Source organism: Okeania sp. SIO2F4, from assembly GCF_010672385.1.
In the GTDB taxonomy this organism is placed as follows: domain Bacteria; phylum Cyanobacteriota; class Cyanobacteriia; order Cyanobacteriales; family Microcoleaceae; genus Trichodesmium.
Genome location: NZ_JAAHGT010001109.1, coordinates 1 through 2,855, shown reverse-complemented (window position 1 = coordinate 2,855; position 2,855 = coordinate 1). Strand labels below are relative to the sequence as shown.

Here is a 2,855-nt window from a genome sequence, read left to right as displayed (position 1 = left end):
AATTATCCAACTTTAGCACAGACAAATAAGGTTTTAGCTTCTGGAGAATTTGTAACTATTACTCCAGGGGAAGATACGCAAGGTACGGCAGAAATTATTCAGGTAGGAAATAAAACTCAAGTGCGGTTAGGGGAAAATTTTTCTGCTATTGAAGGTCCGGCAGTAAGATTGCTTTTACATAAACAAAATCGTCCGGGAAGTTATACAGCACAAAATTTTGTACGTTTGGGAGATTTAAAAAGTTTTATAGGGGAACAAATTTATGACGTTCCAGAAGGAATAAATTGGCAAGATTTCCCAAATGTTGTAGTTTGGTGTGAAAAATTTGATGTTACTTTTGGTTCGGCAAAGCTTAACTAGCAATTAGCAATCAGCTATCAGCTATCAGCTTTTTTTTTAGCATTTCTGATAGAAATACATCTTTTTGTAGTATTCTTTTTTCAAAGTGGTATTAGTAGGGACGTTGGATGCAACCTCTACTTCCTGACGCGATTGCGTGAAAATAAGTACGGTTTGCTCTCTTAATCTAAAAGCATTGACATTCTAAAGCTTCAACCTTGTTAGACTGAAAAAAAGTGCAACTTTTTCAGCTTGAGCTACCAAAAAGTTAGGATTTTCTGTAGACAAGGGCAGAAAAATCAAGGTACAATTATTCCGACTACCTCCCCTATCATTCCCATTTATTCTGTACGGGTGATTCGCGAATCACCCCTACGACTCCTGACTCCTACCCTTACCACACATACTTTTTCAGCAAACCCTAAATCTTCATATTGCGAGCATAAGTTTTCATCAATACTAGCTAGTTAAAAACTATGACAGAATCAGCTTTTGACCTGTTCTGGCATCTTATATCAGGTGCATTAACTCTCAACCCAGAAGTCTATAACCAAATTAATAGTCTACCTCAAGGAACTGAGGCAGCATTAACTATTGTCTTAATTGCTGGTTTGTCAGAAGCGATCGGACAATGTGTTGTACTGTTCATTAATAAAGTTAAAAAATTACGCTTTTTCCTCAGCTTAGGAATTTCTGCAATTATATTTCTTTTTAGCTTTTGGTTTTGGGCAATCAGTCTTTGGTTGGTTAGCCAATTTATCTTTAATATTAACTTAGAATTACTAGCAGTTATCCGTACCCTGGGGTTGAGTTATGCACCTCAAATGTTAGGGTTTTTAATTGGATTACCTTATTTTGGCATTCCTATTAGCGTCCTACTAACTCTATGGAGCTTACTAGCAGAAATCAAAGGAATACAAGAAATTACTCAACTAAGTATTTGGGGAGCATTTGCCTGTAATATTTTGGGATGGATAGTACATCAGGTATCTCAGCGCACTATTGGTCGTCCCATTACTGCTTTTGGGCAATGGTTGTTAAATCTTGCTGCTGGAACTGAGTTAGTTACAGATAGGCAACAACTAGAAGAAATTGTCATGGCAGGAAACCAATCTACTTCCTTCCAGATTACCACTGACTTGTTACCTCAAGAAACTAATAAACCCCAAAAGCAGAAAATCAAATCGCTCTTCAAATATATAGTTATTGGATTTATTGCTTTTTCCATTGTCATCCTCTTATCACCTGCATCTGGAAATTTTTTCTCTATTTGGTACACAGCTTTTAACGATACGGTTAAACTTACTATTGACTTAATAAGTATCGGTTTAATTGCTCTTTTATGCTCAATAATTTTTACTCCCCTAGAATCTTTAACTTGGTGGGCGGGATGGTATGAAGCTCCAACTCTCAGATATTCAGGCAGTTTAGTTGCAGAAGTACCTGATCGCCAAGATGCTTCTGTTTATGTTTTGTATTTAGATGGGATTAATCAAGGTACTTACCAATATCTACCTATTGTCGAAAATTTTCTGGATAGTTTAGCTGATGCTACTCCCTCAGATGTAGCAATTATTAAGGGTATTATGCCTTACTCTGCCACAAACCGACCTTTAACAACAGACCGACCTTTAGCATTTTTGTGGAATATTCTTGATTCTATCGCTCAGAGAAATCCTGATAATCCCATTGCAGGTATTATTAATTTGCGAAATGTGGCTGCCGTTGCTGTTGCTGCCGACCCTCGTTACGGTCTGATTCAAAATCAAGGATTAGCACAGGTTTTATTCGATAGTCTTCTCTACTTTGGTTATCCCCTGGGTAGTAAAAAACCGATCGCTCTGATTGGTTATAGTGGAGGCGGTCAAATGTCTATGGGGGCAGTATCTTTTCTGAAGCAAGCGACGGGTGCGCCGATTGAAGTTATTTCTTTGGCAGGGGTAATAAGTGGCAATACTGGAGCAATGGAAGTAGAACGTTTGTATCATCTGGTGGGAGAAAAGGATGGTGTGGAAAAATTAGGTCCGATTATGTTTCCTGGCAGGTGGCCAATTGTGTTTCTATCTAATTGGAATTGTGCTAAACGTCGAGATAAGATTAGTTTTATTTCTCTTGGTCCGGTTGCTCATAATGCTGAAGCAGGTCCGATGGGAAGTGAAAGGTTGCCTGATGGTAGAACTTATCTACAGCAAACTTTGGATATTATTTCGGGAATTTTAACGAAAAATTGGGGAGCGACAGGATTAAATCCTGATGATTTTAGAACTTTTAGTAATTATGAGCTTTACAAGGAGGCTATATTTAATCATCCTAATTATTATCCTTTAATAGGGAATAGGGAACAGGGAACAGGGAACAGGGAACAGAGAATAGATGGGGGTTTGGGAAGTTTACCAATACAGGAAGGAGAAGATTTTGATGAGACTCAATTGAGCCGACAGGAGATTTATCAAGATTTTGATAGAGAAAATTTAACTGGGAATAGGCAACAGGAAATAGAGGAAAATTTAGAAAGA

1 protein-coding gene and 1 pseudogene are annotated in these 2,855 nt (G+C 37.8%); both read left to right on the top strand.

Annotated features, from left to right (window positions below):
• Positions 1–360: DM13 domain-containing protein (locus tag F6K22_RS37655; RefSeq protein ID WP_293109918.1), on the top strand; the 360-nt coding region annotated here is incomplete at its 5' end.
• A gap of 455 nt (positions 361–815) precedes the next feature.
• Positions 816–2,855, top strand: a pseudogene (locus F6K22_RS37650) (peptidase); the annotation flags it as partial.